Genomic DNA, 16624 nt, shown 5'->3' with positions numbered 1-16624 from the left:
GGGCGGAGATTAGAAATGAAGCTACTGAATCCATTAATGAACTATATGTATGGCCAGAAAATCACTAGGCGCTTGGTGATCGGTTTTGGATCTCTGCTGGTGTTGCTGGGAGCCATTGTGATTCTCAGCTTGGTGTTGATGACTTCTATGAGCAATCGTACAGATGCCATCGTTGCTGAATCTGCGACTAAGCAAGGACTGTTGAACGATTGGAAGTTATATACCAATATGAATATCATCAACGCGGTTGCCTATATCAGGAATCGCAGCCAAGATCAGGAGGCCTATTTCCTGCGTAAGATGGATGAGTATTCAAAAGAGGTAGACAAGTTACAGGCTCAAGCTTTGGAGTCTATGAAAGAGCCAGAATATCAGCCTTTTCTGGAGAAAGTTAACAAGGCACGAGAAGATTATCGCAATGTACGCACTGAAGCTTTCAAGGTGAGGGTTGCGTTAAATATCCGGGTAGCAGCGCTTGAACGGTGGCTGACAAATGAGCAGGTAAGCCTAGAAGAAAAGCGTAATGTGACCAACAAGCTGATGTCCGATGAAAAAGCATTCTATGAGAGCGTAGATAGCCAATTTCAATCTGCTCGCGATGCTTATCAAGATGCGATGAGCCAGTTGTTGCAATATGAACGTAACCGAGCTCAAGAGCTGGCAGCAGCCAACAAGAGTTCCAGTATTCAAGGGCGTATCTTGATTATTGTTCTTGGCTTAGTGGCTATATTGATGGGAGTGATCTTTGCCAGGGTTATTACAGTCTCCATCATCGAGCCGATCAATTACGGCATTCGAGTGATTGGACGTGTTTCAAAGGGCGATCTGGCACCGCGGCCGAACGATCTGCTCGATATGATCAACGAGAATGCGTCTGATGAACCAGGCAAGTTGCTGGTTGGCATTCGCTTCATGATTCAAGAGTTACGCAAGCTGGTGACAGAAGTACGAGGCAGTACAGATACGATGCTGGTGGCAACCAGCGAAATTTCCTCTGGTAATGCTGATCTCTCTTCGCGTACTGAGTCACAGGCTTCAAGCTTGGAAGAAACAGCGAGTTCTATGGAGGAGCTGACTTCTACCGTACGTCAAAATGCTGACAATGCAAGGCAAGCTAACCAGTTGGTGATTACAGCCTCTGAATCTGCAGTACGTGGTGGGCAAGTGGTAGATCAGGTTGTGAGCACCATGGGTTCGATCAAGGAAAGCTCCCGCAAGATTGTGGATATTATCGGCGTAATTGATGGCATCGCTTTCCAGACCAATATCTTGGCCTTAAATGCTGCTGTTGAAGCAGCCCGTGCCGGCGAACAGGGGCGTGGGTTCGCCGTGGTGGCAAGCGAAGTCCGCAATCTGGCACAACGTTCAGCCGCTGCAGCGAAGGAAATCAAGGGGTTGATTTCCGATTCTGTGGAGCGGGTCGAAGCAGGTGTGGTCTTTGTTGACCAAGCGGGGACGACCATGGCCGAAATCGTGTCTTCCGTGCGTAATGTAACCGATATCATGGCGGAAATATCCGCAGCCTCTACCGAGCAAAGTTCTGGTATCGATCAAGTGAACCATGCCGTGAATGAGATGGATGAAGTTACTCAGCGAAATGCTGCTTTGGTTGAGGAGTCGGCTGCAGCCGCAGAAGCATTGAAAGGAGATGTGTCCCAACTTGAGCGTGCAGCAAGTGTTTTCAAGCTTGGCAATGGTCGGGATGTGTTACAGGAGCCCCAATCCATAGTACAGGCTAAAGTCACTGCCATCGCAAAACCGAAGATTGAGGCTGGAGCAACAGTGGCAAAACCAAAGATAGCCATGGCGACGAAAGCCAAGAGTAAGGACGTGGGTACTGCTTCCACTCCTGCTGCCAAATCTGTACCACCCAAAAAAGTGATTGGGCCAGATCTTTCCAGTGATGAATGGGAAGAGTTTTGATGGTAAGTGCACAGAGGAGTGCTGAATTGAGTGCAAGTACAGTAACCAAGGCAAATGCTGGCAAGGAGTTTGAGTTTACCGAGGCGGATTTTTCCCGTGTTCGTAAGCTGATCTATCAAGCAGCGGGCATTTCCCTTTCAGACTCCAAGCATGAAATGGTCTATAGCCGTTTAGCTAGGCGGTTGAGGGCTACAGGTATTTCCAATTTCACTCGTTATCTGGATATGCTGGAAAGCGAGGCTGCCTCTGATGAGTGGGAGGCATTCACGAATGCATTGACGACAAATCTCACTTCATTTTTTCGCGAACATCATCACTTTCCTATCCTGGCCGAACATATTCGTAAGGCAGCACAGCCGATTTCTATTTGGTGCTGTGCGAGTTCAACAGGTGAGGAGCCTTACAGTCTGGCCATGACAGCGTGCGAAGCATTTGGCACTTTGCGTCCCCCAGTCGAGATCATTGCTACCGATATTGATACTAATGTCTTGGCAACTGCAGCGGCGGGAATTTATAGCGATGACCGTATTGAAAAGCTGCCCATGGAGCAGAAGAAAAAGTTCTTTTTGCGAGGAACAGGTAGGCAACAGGGCCTAGTACGTGTACGCGATGATTTGCGTAAATTGATCACCTTCAAGCCATTAAATCTACTTAGTAGTAGTTGGCCTGTTAATGGTCAGTTTGACGCGATATTCTGTCGTAATGTCATGATTTATTTTGATAAACCAACTCAATCCACTATTCTCAAGCGCTTTGTTCCGCTTATGAAGCCTAACGGCTTACTGTTTGCGGGGCATTCTGAAAACTTCCTTTATGCGACTGATGCATTCAGGCTCCTAGGCAAGACGGTATATACCCTCAATCAGCGTGGAGGTTGAGTATGGCCAGTCCAATAGAAGAGCAGTTGGCCACCAATTTATATTTTGATAAAACCTTCAATTGTGAAGCTGCCAAGATTTTGCCAGGAGAGTATTACACAACAAACAAGGATCTCGTGATTGTGACTGTGCTAGGGTCCTGTGTCTCTGCATGTATTCGCGATAGGGTGTCAGGCATTGGAGGCATGAATCATTTCATGCTACCTGAAGGTAGCGCTGCTGATGCGAACAATCCTGTTTCAGAGTCTGCTCGCTATGGAACGTATGCCATGGAAGTGTTGATCAACCAATTGTTGAAACAGGGCGCACGCAGAGAAAACCTAGAAGCCAAAGTTTTTGGTGGTGGCAATGTGTTGAGTGGATTTACTGCAATCAATGTCGGCGAGAAAAATGCAGTTTTTGTGAAGAAATATTTGCGCGACGAGAATATTCGCATCGTGGGGGAGGATTTAAATGATATTTATCCCCGCAAAGTTTATTTTTTCCCTAAAACAGGGCGAGTCTTAGTCAAGAAACTCAAACAAATGCATAACAATACTCTGATATCGCGTGAAGAAAGCTATGCCAACAAGCTCAAGACCAACAAGGTGGCTGGCGATGTAGAGTTGTTTTAATCGATGGTGACTGGGAGGAGACCAGTGCCACGCAATAATTCAATAAAAAGGCAATGTGATGACCATAAAAGTTCTTATCATTGATGATTCAGCGCTGATTAGGAGTTTATTGACTGAAATCATCAACCAGCAACCTGATCTGGAGGTAGTGGGAGCAGCTCCAGACCCCTTGATTGCACGGGAAATGATCAAGCAGAAAAATCCAGATGTGCTGACTCTGGATGTGGAAATGCCGAAAATGGATGGCTTGGATTTTCTGGAGCGCCTCATGCGCTTGCGTCCGACCCCAGTGGTAATGATTTCCTCCCTGACAGAGCGCGGTTCAGAAATTACCATGCGCGCCATGGAGCTAGGAGCCGTGGATTTTATTACTAAGCCCAAAATGTCTATTGCCAGCGGCATGCATGAATATAGTGAAATGATTGCAGATAAGATCCGAGCCGCGGCAAGGGCACGGTTAATTGCTAGAACGCCGTTGACGCCAACACCGGGTAATGCTGGCTTGCCCTCTATTGGGAACCCATTGATCAGTAGTGAAAAGCTCATCATCATCGGCGCCTCTACAGGTGGCACGGAGGCGATCAAATCCTTCCTGATGCAAATGCCCTCGGATTGTCCAGGGATATTGATTACCCAGCATATGCCTGCGGGGTTTACGCAGTCATTCGCTAATCGGTTGAATACCTTATGCAAAATCTCTGTGCAGGAGGCTAAAGGTGGTGAACGTGTTTTACCTGGCCATGCGTATATTGCACCAGGGCATTCTCACTTGTTGTTGGCGCGTAGCGGGGCGAATTATGTGACTCAGTTGGATGATGGGCCTCCTGTCAGTCGACATCGTCCTTCAGTGGATGTCTTGTTTAGTTCCGCGGCAAGCAGTGCGGGTAAAAATGCAATTGGTGTTATTCTCACCGGCATGGGTAAAGATGGTGCCGAAGGCATGCTGAAAATGAAGCAGGCTGGCGCTTACAATTATGCTCAGGATGAAGCAAGCTGCGTTGTGTTTGGCATGCCCAAGGAGGCTATTGCTACGGGTGGCGTGGACGAGGTGAGTTCGTTGTCTGATATGCCTGGCAAGGTTTTGCAGTATCTTGCTGCCAATAGCGCACGAGCATTGCGAGTTTAGTGTTGAAATACCGTTTAACTAAGTAGTTTGGTATTTCTGGCAATACAAATAAAAGTTGAATGGAGTAACGAATGGCAAATCCCAATACCAAATTTCTGGTGGTCGACGACTTTTCCACCATGCGACGTATTGTACGTAACCTGCTGAAGGAACTGGGTTACAACAATGTTGATGAGGCCGAAGATGGTGTCATGGCTTTGGCGAAGTTGAGAAGTGGCAGTTTCGATTTTGTGGTGTCTGATTGGAACATGCCGAATATGGATGGATTAACCATGTTGCAGCAAATCCGCGCCGATCCAGCACTGTCATCATTACCAGTATTAATGGTAACTGCTGAAGCGAAGAAGGAAAATATTATTGCAGCCGCTCAAGCTGGTGCGAATGGCTATGTGGTGAAACCTTTCACTGCAGCGACACTGGATGAGAAGCTGAGCAAAATCTTTGAAAAGCTTGAAAAAGCAGGGGGCTGATATGAGCGAGGCGCTTCACAACGTATCGCAGGGCGAGGGTGACTTGCAATTGCAGCATGATGAAATGCTGCACCGTATTGGCTTGTTGACGCGCAATCTGCATGAAAGTTTGCGTGGCTTGGGTTTCGACAAGCTGCTGGAACAAGCCGCACACGGCATTCCTGATGCGAGGGATAGATTGAATTATGTCGCTCGTATGACAGAGCAGGCGGCCGAGCGAGTCTTGAATGCGACAGACATTGCGAGCCCATTGCAAGATGAGTTGAATCAGGAGGCGACAAGTCTGGAAGCGCGATGGAAAAATATCCTGACCGTTCCTTCACTCAAAAAAGATTATGATCAGGTGGCGGATGAAACCATGGCGTTCCTGACCAAGACTGTAGGTCATACCGATGCAACCAAGGCACAGCTGCTTGACATCATGATGGCTCAGGATTTTCAGGATTTAACTGGTCAAGTCATCAAAAAAATTACTGAGCTTGCGCAGGAAATAGAGCAGCAGCTAGTCCAGGTTCTCATAGACTTTTCTCCAGGGGCTGTCGTTAAAAAAGAAAATGAAAGTAATAACCTGATGAATGGTCCTCAGATTAATCCTGAAACTGCAATTGATGTTGTAGCTAGTCAAGAGCAAGTAGATGACTTACTTGATAGTCTTGGTTTTTGAGCTTGGTCTTTGTGAGACTTGTTTGAGCCATGCTGGCATGGCGCATGATTGATCGGTGGCTAGTCCAATCGGCCTATTGTTCCGCCTATGATGATCAGCGACTATCTGTACTTAGAAGTAACACAATAAAATGTGCAAAAAGCACGCAGTACACCACGTTTTTCAGGGGATGTTCCGTAGGGTAAGCATAAGCTAGAGTAGTGGATGGTAGGTGGCCTGGGATATTGGCAAAGCTGTGGATACCGCAGCTTTTTTGGTGTGTCGTTGTTGGAAAGCGTTTACTTGCGAAATTTCGAAACGGCTTGTGCGCGATTGAGCACATTCAATTTTTTGAAAATGCGTTGCAGGTGGTTTTTGACAGTAAAAGCGCTAATGTCGAGGATCATGCCAATTTCTTGATTGGTTTTGCCTTTCGTCACCCAATCCATGATTTCTAACTCTCGACCAGACAAAATATTGAGGCTATCGTCTTTTTGCTCAGGTTCTATTTTGATAGTCGTCGGTTGTTGTTCTGGCAGATGTTCGATTTGGCGAAGAGCGCTGTCAATATAGGGAAGCAGTGCTTCTAGCATAGGGCGCGAGGCCGGAGGGAAGCTCACATTGGAGCTTAGTAGCACGTAGAGGCAATCGTGCCGTCCACGATGATCCTTGATGGCGTGTACCAAGCCGGATTTCATGTTTTTGAGATAGTAATTGGACTCAGCGTTTGAGAACTCGCAGTCATGCAGGATGTTATCGGCAGCTGCTAGCGTGAACGGAGCCTTGGCATTGTTTAACCAGTACATGAACAGGTTTTGTAGAAACTTGTTGATTTCATGACTGGCTATTTTATCGGAGCGAATGCCAGGCAGGGGCGAGACAATATTGAAGTAAATCACTCCAAGTGAAAAGTCTCCCCAAGCCGTGATCATGATTTCATGCGGAAGGAAAATCTGGAGTTTTCCCTGCATCCAGAGAAAAAGCTCAAAGTGTGAGCGAATTCTCAAGGATTCGTGCATAAGCTCAATTAATTGGCTTTTCTCGATATCGTTTAAGTTTTTATTTAAGGACATGTGCTCGGTTATAATTTACTAAGCAATTCAAGTCTAATCTTTTGTGTCATCCATATTCTTGCATTATTATGACGCAAATAACTTGAGTAATGAGAGTTTTTGAGGCTATTTATCTAAATAATTACCATAAGTAGTTTACGGATAATTGATATATTCCTTTCATTCAAGGGCAAAAATTACATGTATCCTGATCTGGTGCATTTGGGTGGTGCTGATAAATACGTCGAAGAAATCCTCGAGATTGTGAATACAATCAAGCTGTTTGGTGATTTTACCGATGAAGAGGTACGGTATTTGTGCTCCTACATGCAATGCTATGCCGCCCCTAGAGACTGTCAATTATTGACAGAGGGGGATGTGGGCGATTATTTACTCTTGATCCTGACCGGCGAGGTGAATGTCATCAAAGACATCCCGAATAAAGGAATCCAGACCATTGCCATGGTGGGGGCGGGGGCTATTATTGGTGAAATGTCTATGATTGATGGTTTGCCACGCTCTGCGAGTTGCTTGACCAACCAACCAACAGATTTTGCCGTGTTGACCAGAGATTCTCTTTATCAATTGCTTGCGAATATGCCTAAACTTGGCAACAAGGTATTGGTGAGGTTGCTACAGCTTTTGACAGCCCGTTTCCGAGAGAGCTCAGATAGGTTCTTGCCTAAGACACTTGGCGAACTAGTTTGAATTTTCTATTTCGCTTTAGACATACATACTATGTCTAAAGCGAAATGAAGTAGAAGTACGAAAAAAATCCCGCTGAAGCGGGATTTTTTATGATTGGTGGGGCATGTATGGGTCGAACCTACGACAAACGGATTAAGAGAGTCATTTTATAAAGCTCTTCATTGCACAAAGCTATACTACGCAAGGGTTTTGAGGCACTACGGATGCCTGACCACCTCTATAGATTCCAAATTTGTCGACAACTGGTTGCCACTAAATCCTACCCTTGGCCTTATCCCGTTCCCATGCCCTTCGCATTTTCCTCGTCAGGGTGGCAGGATCTATTTCACCCTCTTCATTGATGCGTGGCCCGTTTTCATAACGCTTGGGTCTTGCATAACGATCTACCTTTGGAGGCTCAGGTTCTTTTTCGTCCTGGACACTTGCCTGATTCCTTACCAGATCATTCAGTGTAGGTGCTACAACCCGCTTACCTGTCTTTTGTGATCCAGCAGCCGCCTCCTGTTGTAACTCCCTTTCTAAAGCAGCTTGAGCACGCTCTGCCAGATCGCCCTGGTGGAAGAACCGGGCATATTCCGTGTCCTTGATCCTCTTAGCGTGATAGTCCCTCACCACGTTCTGCAAAGCAGTCCTCATGACCATCGAAAGCGTTAGGCCCAGATACTCACATGCTTCATCTGCAGAAGCCTTTAAATCAGGGCTAATCCTGATCGTCATATTCACTGTTTTTTTCATGCTTTTCTCCGGCACATACACTGCACATGCATTAGCACAGGCAATGCACATACATGATTTGGGTAAGAAGCCGCGCCAGTGCTGAATCCTTACGTTAGATACGGTAGATTTGGCTTTCCCCCCGTATTACCTTGGGGGGGGGAGGAATGAATGGGGTGTAGCGAAAACTGCATTTTTTTGCCCATTGCTCCTCCTTGTTTGGCGGGGTGAACCCGTTGATAGGTGCGCATATCATGCGCTGCCACCGGAAGGAATCAATGGGGTAAAAACTAATGGGGGACAAAGGGGAGTAACGAGGTTATTTGAATTTCTTATGGTTTTGACCTCATTGATAATCCAGATAGCAAAAGGCCGTTGCGTATAGCCGCCCCTGGCTGGCACAACGCAACGGCCTTTGCTTTTCGGGATTTACCTGATCAGGTCTATTCCCGCCGCCCCTTTCCAGTTATCCACAGCGCTTGCGTCGTATGCGCTGCGCTATGGATAACTGGGGCGGCTATGCTTTAGTAAAAGTGGGATCAGGTTTTACAGATTGTTTTTCTTGCGCGATTTGAACTATTCGACTCATTTGCTCTTCTCTTTCATGTCGATGGATATACCACTCTGCCAACAACACCTCTATTAAACCTATGAGCATTCTTGCTTCCTCTGGATCAACATCAATAATAAGATCAATGTTTTTCTCCATGTGCGCGCCAATGTTTCCAATTTTTCTAACAGAGTCAATTGCATGCCATGTAGCTTCATCAACCTTGCCATTTAAAGCTTCAATTTCATCAACCAATCTTGACTTGGAAATTTTCCAGAAATCTCTAATAATTCCTTGCAGACAACGCCTCGATAGTGTGGCTGAGGCTTTAGGACTCAGCTCAACAATGGCACATGCTTCTTGATAATCTTGAATAATCTGTATAGGTATATAGTCTGGAAAAGGTTTAGCTGCCGACTGAGGTTTTAGCAAACTATGGAAAAACGGTTTATCTTTAGCAACCCATCGAGTTCCATTATGAGTAACCTTGGATAAGGTTGCCATTACCGTAAACTCTTTACATGCATCATTAGGGCAGGTAATGATTTCCGAAATGAAGCCCATTGCGCCATATCGGTTGTTATGTTTGAACCAATGCATTTCACTACTGTAGTGATCTTCTGTAATCGTTGCATTGTGATTGCAGTATGGACAGCGCCAAGAAAAATTCTTCATATACTCCCTTTAACCATTACACGTCTTTGCTTGACAACATCTTACATTAAACCCTATCCTGAACTCCTCTCAAAACTACAAGCGGCCTGTCGCCCCGTCAGCTCGCGGCTATTTTTACGTCTATTGCTTTTATGGCGGGGTTGAGACTGGGTATATAAAACCGAAAGGGAAGCCCAGACGCGGTTTCTTGTAGACCGAGAGTGCGCCCGCCACCCCGTATTGCAATCGGGTGGCCTCTCTCTAAACTACAGGAGGTCATCATGACCAGTCATCAATCCAATCCCCTCAATGGGAAATTCTGGGTGGAAGCCGAATACGGCGGACGCCACATCCAAAACAAAGCAGCCCAAGCCCTCACCGCAGCGTATGGCGCCATGGGTGTTGCCCATCTTATCGAGCGCAGCATTGCGGAAATGAACCTGGCTCGAGATACCGAGCATGAGTATTCAGGTCTGCAGCCCGTGCTCCTGGAAAACATTCTTTGTGCGCAGCATGTATTGCTGAACGTGATCAGCAAGCATGTAGAGGAATTATGCGAGCACCACAAGGAAGGACAATGAGATGGCCATTAAAAAAATGGAGGGTGGCTGGCTAGTCGATATTCAGCCAGGTGGGCGAGGATCTAAACGGTTCCGTAAGACGCTGGGAACCAAGAGCGAGGCTTTGGCTTATGAGGCTTGGTTGAAGTCCAAGGTCTTGACCACGCCAGAGTGGCAACCTGCAAAGCGCGATCTGCGCAGGTTGTCCGAGCTGGTTGATATTTGGTACGAGCATCATGGAGCCAACTTACGGGCCGGGCAGGATACCTACAACCGCCTGAAAGCGCTTTGCGTTGCCCTGGGCAATCCTTACCTCGACCGTTTCACGACCGGGATGTTTGCGCACTATCGCAAGGCTCGTGCAGAGGCCGGTATTGCACCGAATACGATCAACCGTGAGCATGCGTATCTGCGCAGTGTGTTTAACGAGGCCAAGCGGCTTGGACACTGGAATGGCGAAAACCCTTTGTCAGCAGTAAGACAGATCAAGGTGCCAGAGCGGGAGTTGTCATACCTGTCCAAGGAGGATATCAAGCGCTTGCTGGCTGCACTCGAACAATCCAAGAGCCGAGATACCTTGCTGATTGCGAAAGTGTGTTTGTCTACAGGGGCAAGATGGAGTGAGGCCGAGCAATTGAAGCCAAGTCAGGTGCGGGATGGGATGGTGCATTTCAGCAATACGAAGTCAGGGAAGAATCGATCTGTACCGATCCCCGAGTTCCTGATCAAGGAGCTGAAAGCGCAGGACAAGCTCATGAGCGGTTATGGGCGCTTGTTTCAGTACTCCTATAACGCATTCCGGGAGGCGGTGAAACGAGCGCAGCTAGCGCTGCCAGATGGGCAAATGACGCATGTCTTACGCCATACCTTTGCCAGCCACTTCATGATGAACGGTGGAAACATCCTGGTTCTTCAAAGGCTACTGGGACACAGCAGCCTGACCATGACGATGCGCTATGCACACCTTTCCCCCGATCACTTACAGGAGGCTAGGAAGTTGAACCCGATGATGAATCTGGATTAGATGGCTTTGTAGGTCTTTAGGCCACTATAATGGGTTGTCAGTAGGTTGACACCCTGAAAACACGAAAGGGTTAGCGCGTTTGCTAACCCTTTGTTTTGACTGGTGGGGCATGTAGGGGTCGAACCTACGACAAACGGATTAAGAGTCCGCTGCTCTACCAACTGAGCTAATGCCCCAATCGAGGAACGAGATTATGCGCGGGTTTTGAGCATGTGTCAACTTGAAACTGGTAAATTATTCGAGTAACTTAGCTCTTTTATTTTTATTGTTTCTACACCCCCCGAAAGTCAATTTATGGCCATTCATACCATCACTACACAAGCGTTTCATGATCAGAAGCCAGGTACTTCTGGTTTGCGCAAACGCGTTACAGTATTTCAGCAACCACATTACCTTGAAAATTTTGTGCAGAGCATTTTTGATGCAGTCAAAATGCCTGTTGGTGCAGCATTGGTAGTGGGGGGGGATGGACGCTTCTATAATGTTGAGGCAATACAGATTATTCTCAAGATGGCTGCGGCCAATGGCGTAGGGCGTGTATTGGTCGGCAAAGACGGCATATTATCTACCCCTGCTGCATCTTGCGTCATTCGCAAATATCAAACTTTTGGTGGCATTATCCTCTCTGCTAGCCATAACCCCGGTGGGCCAGAAGGGGATTTTGGCATTAAGTTCAATGCTGCTAATGGCGGGCCTGCGACAGAAAATGTAACAGAGGCGATTTTTGCACGCAGCAAGGAGTTGGCGCAGTACAAGATTGTGGATGCACCTGATGTCGCACTTGATGTGGTGGGTGAAACAGAGATTGCAGGCATGAAAGTCGAGATCATCGACTCTGTCACGGATTATGTGGCACTGATGGAAACGCTGTTTGACTTTGAAGCCATTCGACAGCTATTGGCAAGTGGATTCCGCTTGCGCTTCGATGCTATGCACGCGGTGACTGGGCCTTATGCACGCGCTATTCTTGTTGATCGCCTGGGCGCTCCTAGTAGTGCGGTAATAAATGCTGATCCATTACCTGATTTTGGTGGCGGGCATCCTGATCCCAATTTGACTTATGCGCATGATTTGGTCGAAATCATGTTCGGTGATGATGCACCAGATTTTGGTGCCGCTTCGGATGGTGATGGTGATCGCAACATGATTTTGGGCAAGCAGTTCTTCGTGACGCCTTCGGATAGCTTGGCACTCATTGCGGCTAATGCGAGACTTGCTCCGGGATATGGGCAAGGGATTGCTGGTGTAGCGCGTTCAATGCCCACTAGTGCTGCGGTGGATAGGGTTGCCGAGGAGTTGGATATCCCCTGTTTTGAAACTCCTACAGGCTGGAAGTTCTTTGGTAATTTGATGGATGCTGGCAAGGTGACGTTGTGTGGCGAGGAAAGTTTCGGCACGGGGTCTGACCACGTGCGCGAAAAAGACGGCCTGTGGGCGGTGCTGTTCTGGCTCAATATTCTCGCGATCAAGCGCCAGCCAGTGGAGACCATCGTCAAACGACATTGGGCCAGATTTGGGCGCAATGTCTATTCCCGGCATGATTACGAGGAGTTGCCCAGTGATGCCGCCAATGACTTGATTGATCACATCCGTGCCCAGTTTACTTCACTACCTGGGAAAACGCTGGGCCGCTATATCGTAAAGACATGCGATGATTTCAGTTATACCGATCCCGTCGATGGCAGCGTCAGTCAGAAGCAGGGTATACGCATTTTGTTCGAGGATGGGTCGCGGATTGTGTTTCGCCTTTCCGGGACAGGGACGGCTGGCGCAACGCTGCGTATTTACCTGGAGTCTTTCGATGCGGATATCTCGCAGCATGACCAGGATGCCCAGCATGCCCTTGCTGAGTTGATCGGGATTGCCGAGCAAATTTCTGAGCTCAAGCAACGTAGTGGTCGCGAGCAACCAACAGTCATTACCTAAATGCAGTATCTGGAGATTGCGACAGAGAGATTGGTATTGCGGCAATGGCACGAGCAAGATTTTGCACCATTTGCTGCACTCAACGCTGACCCTGAGGTGATGGCGTATTTCCCGGAGGTGCTTGATCGGCCGCAAAGCGATGCCATGGCAAACCGTTGTGCCAGTTTGATTTCAGAGCGTGGTTGGGGGTTGTGGGCTGTGGAAGAAAGGCTAAGCCATTGCTTTATCGGTTTCGTCGGTTTGCATATTCCCTCGTACGATTTACCGTTCAAGCCGTGCGTCGAGATTGGCTGGCGCTTGGCGCGTACCTATTGGGGTCAGGGCTATGCCACTGAGGCTGCGCAGGCTGCACTGGGAATTGGGTTTCGTGAGTTGGCGCTGGAACAGATCGTGGCATTTACCACCGTGGAAAATTGTCGCTCGCGCGCCTTGATGGAGCGCCTCGGCATGCAGCAGGATAGTCGTGGTAATTTCGATCATCCTGCTGTTGCCGACATACCGCGATTAAGACCTCATGTGCTATATCGCCTTGATCGTCAGCGATGGCTGCAACAGTGTGAAGAGCGGGCTATTCCTCAACCTGGGTAATTGTCATCTTGCCTTGAAACAGGCGCACATCCATGCGAGCCAGAAATGACATGCCCAGCAATATATCGCCATCCAGCCCAGGAGCAATCACGGCTGCGACATCGTGAGCCTTGACGCCGCCCAGTTGTACGCTATTGAGCCGGGTCATGTAAGCGACGGTGTCACCATTCGCGGTTGACGTGCGAATAGCCTGCTTGCTCTGTAGTTGCAGGCGATCTGCAATGCGTTGAGAAATAGCCACTCCGGTGGCGCCAGTATCTACCAGTACATTGACCTTCACACCATTAATGAGTGCCTCAGAGCGATAGTGGCCATCCAGCCCGCGTTGCAGGGTAACGCTAGGCGCATCGCCGAGAATGCTCAGCTTGTTGGGATTGAGGGCGCGATCTGCCAAATAGTAGACCGCGCTTGCCAATCCCAGCCAGACGACTAGCCAAAGTAGGCGTGCGCTGCTCATGCCTAGAATGGCAATTTGGCGTCAGGCGCAGCGGCGAGAATAACGCTGCGAAACTGTTCCTGAATGCGCTTGAGGGCTTCGGCATTATCTGCTTCAAAGCGCAGTACGATAACGGGCGTAGTGTTCGATGGGCGCATGAGGCCAAAGCCATCGCTGTATTCCACACGCAGGCCGTCAATCGTGATGACTTCATCGGCTCCGTCAAACTTGGCGCTGGCCTGTAGCTGGCTGATCAGCTGGTGCGGCTCGCCTTCCTTCATGTTGATGTGCTGTTCTGGAGTGCTGACACTATCTGGCAGCGCATTGAGTACAGCGGAAGGATCATCAAACTGGCTGAGGATTTCCAGCAGGCGTGCACCGGAATACAAACCGTCATCAAAGCCATACCAGCGCTCCTTGAAGAAGACATGCCCACTCATTTCGCCTGCCAGTGCGGCACCTGTTTCCTTCATCTTGGCCTTGACCAGAGAGTGCCCGGTTTTCCACATCAGCGGTTCACCGCCGCGTTGCTTGATCCAAGGTGCGAGGTTGCGTGTGGATTTCACGTCGTAGATGATAGTGGCTTTAGGGTTGCGCTTGAGCACATCCTCTGCAAACAGCAGCAGTTGGCGGTCTGGATAGATGATCTTGCCATCTTTGGTGACGACGCCCAGGCGATCACCATCGCCATCAAAGGCAAAGCCAATTTCTGATTGGCCTGTGAGCAGGTTGTTGATCAGGTCTTTGAGGTTTTCTGGGACTGAAGGGTCCGGGTGATGGTTAGGGAAATGTCCATCAACTTCGCAGAATAACTCCTCCACCTCACAACCCAGTGCACGGTAAAGCTTGCCAGCAAATGCGCCAGGCACGCCGTTGCCACAATCCACGGTGAGTTTGAGGGGGCGCTTGAGCTTGATGTCGGAGGCAATGCGCTCGATATAGGCCGGGGCAATGTCGTGGCTGCTCTCTGTGCCACTACCATGGACGAAATCGTTGTTATCAATGCGTGCGCGCAAACGCTGGATGGTATCGCCAGATAGCGTCTCGCCAGCGACCACCATTTTCAGGCCGTTGTATTCAGGTGGATTGTGGCTGCCGGTGACCATGACACCGGAGCCAGTATTGAGGTGATAGGCGGCGAAGTACACCATCGGGGTGGCGACCAGCCCAAGGTTGATCACATCCAGGCCGCTTTTGCGGATACCGCGCGACAGCGCTGAAGCAAGCTCGGGGCCCGAAAGGCGGCCATCATAGCCAATGCAGATGGTTTTCTGGTCGCGCAGTGCGGCTTCGCTGCCAATCGCGTGACCAATGGCTTCGACGATCTCAGGTGTAAGCGTCTTGCCGACAATGCCGCGAATATCGTAAGCCTTGAAGATTTCTTTTGGTGCTGTCATGGTGCTCCCTTGATTGATGCTGAATACGTTGTGAATATGTGGGTTATTCTGCTTCTTCTATCCAGGCCATCTGGATAGCTTCCAGGATGCGCTCGCCGCATTTCTCTGGTTCATCGTCGAAGTCTTCCAGCTCCAGTATCCAGTTATAGAGGTCGGTAAAGCGGATAGTTTTCGGGTCTACGTCCGGATACTGATCGTATAGCTCCTCAGCGATACGCTGGCTATCAGTCCATTTCATTGTGTTTCCTTTCAGTGGCGTGCCGGCGCTCGCTGGCAGCTGTCATTGATTAAATATCCTTGGCACGAACATATTGATCTGGCCATGTGACATCCGTGCGCAATTCTTTTGCCGCGTGCAATGGCCAATGCGGATCGCTTAATAGTTTGCGTGCGAGCATGATTACATCTGCCTGACCTGAGACGAGGATATGCTCAGCTTGCAGGGCAGAGGTAATTAGGCCAACGGCACCACTGGCAACTCCGGCTTCATGGCGGATACGTTGTGCGAATTCGGTTTGGTAACCCGGCCCGGCAGGAATCTTGGCATCCAGGGTCAAGCCACCGCTGGAGCAATCTATCAGGTCGATGCCGATGTCTTTGAGCCATTTAGAGAGTTGTATCGATTGCTCAATATCCCAGCCACCTTCGACCCAATCAGTCGCTGAAATACGTACGAATACCGGTTTGTCCTGCGGCCATAATGCACGCAGATCACGGGCAATGTCGAGCACCAGGCGGCAACGATTTTCCAGGCTGCCGCCATATTCATCATCACGCTGGTTCGACAAGGGGGAAAGAAACTCATGCAATAGATAGCCGTGGGCACAATGCAGCTCCAGTACCTCAAAGCCTGCCTCTAATGCACGTTCGGCTGCGGCACGGAATTGGCTTGCGATCTGCTGAATGTCGTCATGATCAAGCGCAAGCGGTACGCCATGCGCGAGTGTCACAGCAATTGCCGATGGTGCTACGGTTTGCCAGCCACCTTGCTCTTGCGGCAGGAACTTGCCATGGCGCCAGGGAACATCGCACGAGGCCTTGCGTCCGGCATGGCCAATCTGGATAGCAGGGACGGCACCTTGTTGCTTGATAAAATCGACAATCGGCTTGAATGCTTGAGTATGGGCATCAGACCACAAACCCAGGCAGCGCGGAGTAATACGTCCTTCGGGTACCACAGCCGTGGCTTCGACAATAATCAGGCCTGCGCCGCCTACTGCCAACCCTCCCAGGTGTACGAGGTGCCAGTGGTTGGCAATGCCGTCGTCGGCAGAGTACTGGCACATGGGCGCGACAAAAATACGGTTCTTGATCTCGGTCTCGCGAAAGCGAATGGGGGTAAACAGCTTGGCCATGTGTCT

At 49.1% G+C, this 16624-nt stretch carries 18 protein-coding genes and 1 tRNA gene; 11 read left to right on the top strand and 8 right to left on the bottom strand.

All coding sequences use genetic code 11. The features are described from left to right. Positions 1 to 15: 15 nt before the first annotated feature. The 6 genes from LG202_RS07120 (at position 16) to cheZ (ending at position 5675) form a co-directional block, all read left to right on the top strand. Entirely contained in the window at positions 16 to 1923 is a 1908-nt protein-coding gene (locus LG202_RS07120; protein ID WP_230347695.1) for a methyl-accepting chemotaxis protein, read from the top strand. Then, complete coding sequence (locus LG202_RS07115; protein WP_459724543.1) at positions 1923 to 2801, top strand: CheR family methyltransferase; 879 nt, start codon at positions 1923 to 1925, stop codon at positions 2799 to 2801. The genes LG202_RS07120 and LG202_RS07115 overlap by 1 nt, the downstream gene beginning before the upstream one ends. Positions 2802 to 2803: 2 nt before the next feature. After that, on the top strand, positions 2804 to 3415 hold the full coding sequence (cheD, locus tag LG202_RS07110; protein WP_230348067.1) for a chemoreceptor glutamine deamidase CheD: 612 nt from the start codon (positions 2804 to 2806) through the stop codon (positions 3413 to 3415). Between the two features lie 58 nt (positions 3416 to 3473). Further along, positions 3474 to 4541 carry a protein-glutamate methylesterase/protein-glutamine glutaminase gene (locus LG202_RS07105; protein ID WP_268867576.1) on the top strand — a complete coding sequence of 356 codons (1068 nt, stop codon included), beginning with the start codon at positions 3474 to 3476 and terminating at the stop codon, positions 4539 to 4541. Between the two features lie 71 nt (positions 4542 to 4612). Beyond that, the gene (gene cheY / locus LG202_RS07100; RefSeq protein ID WP_230347692.1) at positions 4613 to 5011 is read left to right on the top strand and encodes a chemotaxis response regulator CheY; all 399 of its coding nucleotides are present in this window, start codon (positions 4613 to 4615) and stop codon (positions 5009 to 5011) included. 1 nt (position 5012) lies between these two features. Beyond that, positions 5013 to 5675: a protein phosphatase CheZ gene (cheZ, locus tag LG202_RS07095; protein WP_459724542.1), complete on the top strand. Its 663-nt coding sequence runs from the start codon at positions 5013 to 5015 to the stop codon at positions 5673 to 5675. A 278-nt stretch (positions 5676 to 5953) separates the two neighbouring features. Here the strand turns inward: cheZ and epsA are convergent, their stop codons facing one another. After that, a complete protein-coding gene (gene epsA / locus LG202_RS07090) occupies positions 5954 to 6727 on the bottom strand; it encodes an XrtB/PEP-CTERM-associated transcriptional regulator EpsA (RefSeq protein WP_230347691.1) in 774 nt (257 codons plus the stop codon). 180 nt (positions 6728 to 6907) lie between these two features. Between epsA and LG202_RS07085 the strand changes: the two genes are divergently transcribed. Continuing rightward, complete coding sequence (locus LG202_RS07085; RefSeq protein WP_230347690.1) at positions 6908 to 7414, top strand: Crp/Fnr family transcriptional regulator; 507 nt, start codon at positions 6908 to 6910, stop codon at positions 7412 to 7414. Positions 7415 to 7666: 252 nt separating this feature from the next. Here the strand turns inward: LG202_RS07085 and LG202_RS07080 are convergent, their stop codons facing one another. After that, positions 7667 to 8149 carry a hypothetical protein gene (locus tag LG202_RS07080; protein WP_230347689.1) on the bottom strand — a complete coding sequence of 161 codons (483 nt, stop codon included), beginning with the start codon at positions 8147 to 8149 and terminating at the stop codon, positions 7667 to 7669. 496 nt (positions 8150 to 8645) lie between these two features. Then, positions 8646 to 9353, bottom strand: a complete 708-nt coding sequence (locus LG202_RS07075; protein WP_230347688.1) for a DUF4145 domain-containing protein — start codon at positions 9351 to 9353, stop codon at positions 8646 to 8648. 260 nt (positions 9354 to 9613) lie between these two features. On the opposite strand from LG202_RS07075, the gene LG202_RS07070 reads away from it, so the two are divergent. Both LG202_RS07070 and LG202_RS07065 read left to right on the top strand, forming a co-directional pair. Next, on the top strand, positions 9614 to 9913 hold the full coding sequence (locus LG202_RS07070; protein ID WP_230347687.1) for a hypothetical protein: 300 nt from the start codon (positions 9614 to 9616) through the stop codon (positions 9911 to 9913). Between the two features lies 1 nt (position 9914). After that, the gene (locus LG202_RS07065; protein WP_230347686.1) at positions 9915 to 10916 is read left to right on the top strand and encodes a phage integrase; all 1002 of its coding nucleotides are present in this window, start codon (positions 9915 to 9917) and stop codon (positions 10914 to 10916) included. A 100-nt stretch (positions 10917 to 11016) separates the two neighbouring features. On the opposite strand, the gene LG202_RS07060 is transcribed toward LG202_RS07065, so the two are convergent. Further along, positions 11017 to 11092, bottom strand: a tRNA-Lys gene (locus tag LG202_RS07060). A gap of 118 nt (positions 11093 to 11210) precedes the next feature. Here LG202_RS07060 and LG202_RS07055 point away from each other — a divergent pair. Both LG202_RS07055 and LG202_RS07050 read left to right on the top strand, forming a co-directional pair. Then, positions 11211 to 12842: an alpha-D-glucose phosphate-specific phosphoglucomutase gene (locus LG202_RS07055; protein WP_230347685.1), complete on the top strand. Its 1632-nt coding sequence runs from the start codon at positions 11211 to 11213 to the stop codon at positions 12840 to 12842. Beyond that, positions 12843 to 13430, top strand: a complete 588-nt coding sequence (locus LG202_RS07050; protein WP_230347684.1) for a GNAT family N-acetyltransferase — start codon at positions 12843 to 12845, stop codon at positions 13428 to 13430. It begins immediately after the preceding gene. On the opposite strand, the gene LG202_RS07045 is transcribed toward LG202_RS07050, so the two are convergent. The 4 genes from LG202_RS07045 to LG202_RS07030 are packed head-to-tail and all read right to left on the bottom strand — an operon-like array spanning position 13411 to position 16618. Continuing rightward, the gene (locus LG202_RS07045) at positions 13411 to 13887 is read right to left on the bottom strand and encodes a retropepsin-like aspartic protease family protein (RefSeq protein WP_230347683.1); all 477 of its coding nucleotides are present in this window, start codon (positions 13885 to 13887) and stop codon (positions 13411 to 13413) included. The two genes, LG202_RS07050 and LG202_RS07045, sit on opposite strands and share 20 nt — an antisense overlap. 2 nt (positions 13888 to 13889) lie before the next feature. Continuing rightward, positions 13890 to 15263 carry a phosphomannomutase/phosphoglucomutase gene (locus LG202_RS07040; protein ID WP_230347682.1) on the bottom strand — a complete coding sequence of 458 codons (1374 nt, stop codon included), beginning with the start codon at positions 15261 to 15263 and terminating at the stop codon, positions 13890 to 13892. Positions 15264 to 15306: 43 nt separating this feature from the next. Beyond that, the gene (iscX, locus tag LG202_RS07035; protein ID WP_230347681.1) at positions 15307 to 15501 is read right to left on the bottom strand and encodes a Fe-S cluster assembly protein IscX; all 195 of its coding nucleotides are present in this window, start codon (positions 15499 to 15501) and stop codon (positions 15307 to 15309) included. A 49-nt stretch (positions 15502 to 15550) separates the two neighbouring features. Beyond that, positions 15551 to 16618: an NADH:flavin oxidoreductase/NADH oxidase gene (locus tag LG202_RS07030; RefSeq protein ID WP_230347680.1), complete on the bottom strand. Its 1068-nt coding sequence runs from the start codon at positions 16616 to 16618 to the stop codon at positions 15551 to 15553. Positions 16619 to 16624: the final 6 nt, after the last annotated feature.

The organism is Methylobacillus methanolivorans (genome assembly GCF_054588515.1).
This window is presented reverse-complemented; position numbering and strand designations above follow the sequence as displayed.